Raw genomic sequence first — 6,103 nt, forward strand, 5'->3', positions numbered from 1 at the left:
TTTTATATTCCTTTTTTATTTACGCCAAAAGATTGGGTAATGCGATCTAGGATTATGGCAAGAATAACAACCGCAATTCCTCCTTCAAATCCCAAACCTATTTTTAGTTGAGTAATTCCCTTTAGAACAACCTCGCCAAGTCCTCCTGCAGCAATCATAGCAGAGATTACTACCATAGAAAGTGCCATCATAATGGTTTGGTTTACACCAGCTAATATGGTAGGCAGGGCTAAGGGAAGCTCCACTTTAAAGAGCAACTGTCTGGAGCTTGCCCCGAAGGACCGTGTAGCCTCAATAATATTTTTAGGGACCTGGCTAATTCCAAGTGTGGTTAAACGCACTGCTGGCGGCATGGCAAATATGACGGTTGCAAATGCTCCAGGCACTTTCCCTAGTCCGAAGAACAAAACTGCAGGAATGAGGTATACAAAAGCAGGCATAGTTTGCATAAAGTCAAGCAAAGGCCTGATTATTTTTCCTGCAACAAGGTTTTTAGCTGCCCAAATACCCAGTGGTATACCCATTAGTAAAGCAATAAAAGCTGATGACAATATGAGCGCCAAAGTTGCCATTGTTTGTTCCCAATAACCCATTGCCCAAATGAAGCTTAACCCTAATAAAGTAAATAAGGTAACGCCCCAACCTGTTCTTTTCCAGGCCAGAAAGGCAATAAGAAGAATGATGATATAAAAAGGTGGAAACAGCAATACCCATTCTACTGAATTAACAATGGATTCCACTACAATTTTGATGAGGTCGAAAAAAGGGCCAAAATTACTGGTTAGCCAATTTATAAATTGTTCTATATAAGGTCCTATATGTATCATGTTATTTTATTTCTTTTTGAAGATTAGCTATTGAGTTTCCTGTTACATTTTCCCAGGAGGAACCGGTAGTCTCAATAAGTAAAGAGGTTTGGGCAACAATGCCAAGCAGTATATTCGTTTCTTTATCGACAATAGGAACTGCTCTTCCGTTTTCTGCGATAAAAGGTAGCATTTGTTCTACCGTGTTTTCTGGGTAGGCTACAGGTACATCTTTAATAATTGCGTCCTCTATGGTGTGATGGCCTTTAGCTTTTATCTCCAGCACATCTTTTAAATAGACGAAACCGAGAAAATGCTTGTCAACCGAAACGGCCGGCAATGAAGTTAATCCAGAGGAACGCATTTTACGCAGACAGCCTTCCACACCATCTTTTCTAAAGATGGCAACTGTTGGTTTTTCAAACATTAGGCTGGCTGCGGTAATAATTGATTTACGATCAACTTTTTCTACAAAAGAGGATACGTAATCCGTAGCTGGGTTTGTTAAAATCTCTTCCGGGGTGCCAATTTGTATGATTTCCCCATCTTTCATAATGGCGATACGGTCGCCTAGGCGGATAGCTTCATCAAGATCATGGGTAATAAAAACAATGGTTTTGTGCATTTTCTTCTGCAAGTCAATCAGCTCATCCTGCATCTGGGTGCGAATAAGCGGATCAAGAGCAGAAAAGGCTTCATCCATGAGTAAGATTTCAGGATCATTGGCTAATGCCCGTGCCAGTCCAACGCGTTGTTGCATCCCACCAGAGAGCGCAGCGGTATGCTGGTCTTCATACCCCTGCAGGCCAACAAGATCAATTATTGTTTGTGCCTTTAGTTGTCGTTCCTTTTCGGGGATGTTCTGTAATTCTAAGCCAAAAGCTACATTTTCGATTACTGAACGGTGAGGCAAAAGACCGAAATTCTGGAAAACCATGGCCATTTCCTTTTGGCGTACCTGCTGCAATTCTAATTCTCCTAAGCTGGTAATATTTACCCGGTTTAGAATGACGTTACCAGAAGTTGGTTCAATCAACCTGTTTAAACACCTCAGCAGACTAGATTTACCGCTTCCAGATAAGCCCATAATTACAAAAAACTCACCCTCATCAATATGGAAGTTGGCATTTTTTACTGCAACTGTACAACCAGTTTCTTTAAGGATTTCTGCTTTGGTTTTTCCTTGTTTTAAAAGCGCAAGCGCTTCCTCTTTTTCTTTTCCAAATATTAGGGTGAGGTTTTCTATATTAAGTTTAGACATTTTGTTCTCTTTAAATTAAAAATAATAGCCAATGTTGATGTTAAAACGGCTATTCCACTTTGAATCTGGGTTACCTGAGGACAAACCATTTTGCCATTCAGGACCAAGCCAGGGCTGATTTTTTCCAGCTGCCCAGTCAACATAGGTAACCAGATTTCCAGCACTGATCATGCAGCCTACCACATTCATTTGTGTGTCAGTAAAGCCAGCTTGAGGCTTATCCATATAAGAATAGTTCTCATAGAAAGTAAGCGCTGTAACAGGGCCCATTTTTACAGGTTGGGTGTAAGCGAAAGATGCGGTGTGTAAATAGGCTTTTCGTGCAACCTGGTAGGTAGCACCATAAGCTGCCAGGTCTACAACCTGTTTGTGGTTTATGGAATCTGAAAGATTGTACTGGTAATACATTGACTGAAGTTTAACGTTCAGTTTTCCAAAAGTCAAATCAGTATGCAATGCACCTGCCCATCTGGCCCCCATTCTGCCTGTGGGGATATTATAAACACCTCCAACCATTCCTGATATTCCTATTCGTTTATCATCAGCTAATAAATATTCAGTTTTTAGGTTACCCTGGTTAACTTCTTTATTTCTTCCGGCCACATCATAGGAATACCTGGAGGGATCGATTTCTGATTTATCCCCAAAGTTTAATTCCATTGCATTTTTGAAGAAGGCCAACTCATATATCCAGTTTCTTTTGCGTTGGTGAAACTTGATACCCATAGAGAATTTATCTTCAAAACCAACATAATAAGGAAGGTTAAAAAACCAGTTATGGGAGTTATACGTTGTGTTTCCGAATGGATTTTGAACTAGTCCGATGTCCAAATTGGTACTATCGTTGAATTTATACCTTACATAACCTTCCTTTAGAAAACTTCCTCCAAAATCTTTGGAATAAAAGCGATACTCTGCATGAAGGTCAAGGTTTTTAAAAGAGGCATCTGCATTGATCCGAAACATATCGAGGCCAAAATCGCCACCTCTTTTTACTTGTTCTTTTTTCCAGGAAGAGAGGTTGTAGTTGAATCTTACGGCGCCACCTATTTTTAGTATAGGTTTATCAGGCTTTGAGGGGATTATTATTGTATCTTGTTGTAGTGATGTAGTAATTTGTGCGATTAATGCTAAGGGCGTAAATGCGATTAATATTAAGCCGCATATGAAGTGCTGTATTTTTTTTACCATAAAAGATATTGTATATGTCGGCTTAATTGCCTCATATTTTAAAATGCTTTAAATAAAACATTAGTAATTGTAAGATTAGAGTGATCACCCTAAGTTATTAAAACAGTATTTTTGCTGTTTTTTATTTGATTTTTGGCAACAGATTGTTTGCCATAAGTGGGTGTTTAGATTAAAACGTTGCAAACCTACGGAAAATTTGCCTAAATGTCAATTTTTAGTCCCAAAAGTAGTTTGTCGAGGTGTCGATTCCTATCAGTTTTGGCGCAAGCAAAAGCATTTTTATTTTATCTTTGGCGTTACTTTAAAAAAATTCTTCAGCCACATTTAATGAATAATAGCCTATTACTCAACCTTATTTTACTTTTTATCTCCATATTATTGTACTTCGATCAAAAGGTGCACGTTTTTAAAGCCTGGAAAGCTTATTTGCCTGGTGTAATCATTACCGGAATTGCTGCTGTTTTCGTTAAACTAACCCTTACACGTTATAAGGTTAATAGCTACGATCAGCTTAAGGGTAGTGATGTTTCCTTTTTTGAGATTCCTATGGAATCTGCGCTACTTTGTTTCACCTTGCCATTGGCTGTTTTAGTAGTCTACAACTATTTAAATGGCCGATTTCCGAAAAATGAATTAGAAAAATACAGTTTAGCGCTGAGTAATATTTTACTAGGCTTATCTGTTGCGGTCATCTTTTTTGCCTATACCAAGGCTTATGCCGTTGTAACTTTTTCTCTATTACTCCTCTTGCTTTTTTATGTGGAATATGTGAATAAGGACCGGTTTATGTATAGATTTTATCGGACTTATAGTGTGTTTATTGTACTTTTTGCAGTTTTTCAAGTTTTGCAGCTTTTGCTTGATAGCGCTGATGCAGTAGTTTATAACTTTGACTATACAATGAAATTTAAACTCATAGCGGTGCCTTTTGAAAATTATTTCCTTTTGGGGATAATAATTTTATCAGCCATTTACTTATTTGAATATTTTAAACGCCGCTATTATGGAACTGCCTGATTATACCAAGCAACAATTGGCGCTGCGAAATGGTCAGGATAAGCCGCAAATATGGGTAGCTTACCAGGGTTTGATTTATGAAGTAACTGAAAGCCGCTTGTGGCGTAATGGCAAGCATTATGAGCATTGGGCAGGTCAGGATTTAACGGAAGAACTTGCCGACGCACCCCATAGTGAAACTGTATTTGAGAAATTTAAACCTGTAGGGAGATTGAAGGTTTAAAAAAAAGGCGCCGGCAAAATATTGCGGCGCCCATATATTATAATGTTATTTATATTGAAAAAGAGCTCAGCTTTACAAATTCTTTAATGCGTACTTCAATTTCTTCCTTGGTTAAATTCAAGATTCTTTCTGTTCCAAATTTTTCTACACAAAAAGAAGCTAATGCGGAACCAAAGATGATGGCATTTTTCATGTTGTTGAAATTTATGGTGCCAACTTTTGCCAAATAGCCAATAAAGCCACCTGCAAAAGTATCGCCAGCACCTGTTGGATCAAAAACCTCTGCAAGTGGAAGGGCAGGGGCTGAGAAAACCTGGTCTTTATGGAATAATAAAGCGCCGTGCTCTCCTTTTTTAATAATCAAATATTGAGGTCCCATTTGAAGGATTTTCGCTGCTGCTTTAACTAAAGAGAATTCTCCTGACAACTGGCGTGCTTCAGCATCATTAATGGTTAAGATATCTACCATTTTAATGGTTTCCAATAAATCTTCCATCGCAATGTCCATCCAAAAGTTCATGGTATCCATTACAATCAGTTTAGGCCTATTTTTTAGTCGTTGGATAACCGTTTGTTGTGTTTTAGGCGCAAGGTTAGCTAACATCAGGTATTCGCAGTCCTGGTAGCTTTCTGGGATAATGGGGTCAAAATCTGCTAGTACATTAAGTTCCGTAACCAGCGTATCTCTGCTGTTCATGTCATTGTGGTATTTGCCCGACCAAAAGAAGGATTTTTCTCCCTTTTTAATTTGTAAACCTTCAGTATCTATGCCATGTTTTTGCAAGGCATCAATGTCTTTTTGGTGGAAATCATCACCTACAACACCTACAATTTTTACCTTTTTGCAAAAGTAAGATGCAGCTAAACCAGCATAAGTTGCTGCGCCACCTACTATTTTATCGGTTTTTCCGAAGGGAGTCTCTATAGCATCGAAAGCTACAGATCCTATGATAATCAGGCTCATATATAAATATTAAAATTATTTTAAATTATTTTCACTGCAAAGATTGCATAAATAATTTAAAAGCCCTAACATTGCATTCCCAAAACGATCGAGGCTTGCTTCAAATCAGAGTCAAAGCGCAGAGGGGAAAAGGATCCCGAATAGCTCAGCTGGTTAGAGCATCTGACTGTTAATCAGAGGGTCGCTGGTTCGAGCCCAGCTTCGGGAGCTCAGATTTTCAAGTCTGAAGATCATACAAAAACCCCATTCTAATTTATAGGATGGGGTTTATTATTTACAAAATAGGAAGTTTCCCTAATTCCAACATCTTTTCAATTGCCACATCTTGTCAAGTTTTACAGTAAAAACTGGAAGGCTTAACGAAAATGTTCTACAAATATTTAACAGAAAAAATCCCGTAATGGAGGACTTCCGGTATCCGTAAACGCAATTTTTCATGTTAAAAAATGGGGAAATTAGGGATCAAGTCAAAAAGTTGTGGACTAAGGATGTTTTTAGGCATAAAGTTGAGTAAGGCGGTATAAGAAGAACTCAGTGCTTCTTACTCCTCTAAACTGGCTTCTGAATGCCTTTATTTTGGCATTGAATGACTCGGCTGAAGCATTTGTGGAACGGCTATCAAAGTAGTTCAGGATGGTTTG

At 38.4% G+C, this 6,103-nt stretch carries 7 protein-coding genes and 1 tRNA gene; 3 read left to right on the plus strand and 5 right to left on the minus strand.

The genetic code is table 11. The features are described 5' to 3' along the window. Positions 1-2: 2 nt before the first annotated feature. The 3 genes from AAKU52_RS11085 to AAKU52_RS11095 are packed head-to-tail and all read right to left on the minus strand — an operon-like array spanning position 3 to position 3,258. Positions 3-827, minus strand: a complete 825-nt coding sequence (locus AAKU52_RS11085; RefSeq protein ID WP_354333370.1) for an ABC transporter permease — start codon at positions 825-827, stop codon at positions 3-5. A 1-nt stretch (position 828) separates the two neighbouring features. Then, positions 829-2,067 (minus strand): quaternary amine ABC transporter ATP-binding protein, encoded by a 1,239-nt coding sequence (locus tag AAKU52_RS11090; RefSeq protein ID WP_354333372.1) that lies wholly within the window; start codon positions 2,065-2,067, stop codon positions 829-831. 15 nt (positions 2,068-2,082) lie between these two features. Beyond that, the gene (locus tag AAKU52_RS11095; protein ID WP_354333374.1) at positions 2,083-3,258 is read right to left on the minus strand and encodes a hypothetical protein; all 1,176 of its coding nucleotides are present in this window, start codon (positions 3,256-3,258) and stop codon (positions 2,083-2,085) included. Positions 3,259-3,585: 327 nt separating this feature from the next. Here AAKU52_RS11095 and AAKU52_RS11100 point away from each other — a divergent pair, with 327 nt between their 5' ends. Then, on the plus strand, positions 3,586-4,275 hold the full coding sequence (locus AAKU52_RS11100; RefSeq protein WP_354333376.1) for a lycopene cyclase domain-containing protein: 690 nt from the start codon (positions 3,586-3,588) through the stop codon (positions 4,273-4,275). Beyond that, on the plus strand, positions 4,262-4,498 hold the full coding sequence (locus AAKU52_RS11105) for a cytochrome b5 domain-containing protein (protein WP_354333378.1): 237 nt from the start codon (positions 4,262-4,264) through the stop codon (positions 4,496-4,498). The genes AAKU52_RS11100 and AAKU52_RS11105 overlap by 14 nt, the downstream gene beginning before the upstream one ends. Before the next feature lie 49 nt (positions 4,499-4,547). Here AAKU52_RS11105 and AAKU52_RS11110 read toward each other — a convergent pair whose 3' ends face one another. Then, entirely contained in the window at positions 4,548-5,462 is a 915-nt protein-coding gene (locus AAKU52_RS11110) for a PfkB family carbohydrate kinase (RefSeq protein ID WP_354333380.1), read from the minus strand. A 134-nt stretch (positions 5,463-5,596) separates the two neighbouring features. Here AAKU52_RS11110 and AAKU52_RS11115 point away from each other — a divergent pair. Further along, positions 5,597-5,670 (plus strand) — tRNA-Asn (locus AAKU52_RS11115). A 286-nt stretch (positions 5,671-5,956) separates the two neighbouring features. Here AAKU52_RS11115 and AAKU52_RS11120 read toward each other — a convergent pair. After that, a complete protein-coding gene (locus AAKU52_RS11120) occupies positions 5,957-6,097 on the minus strand; it encodes a transposase (protein WP_354333384.1) in 141 nt (46 codons plus the stop codon). Positions 6,098-6,103: the final 6 nt, after the last annotated feature.

The organism is Pedobacter sp. CG_S7 (assembly GCF_040544395.1).
Lineage (GTDB): Bacteria > Bacteroidota > Bacteroidia > Sphingobacteriales > Sphingobacteriaceae > Pedobacter.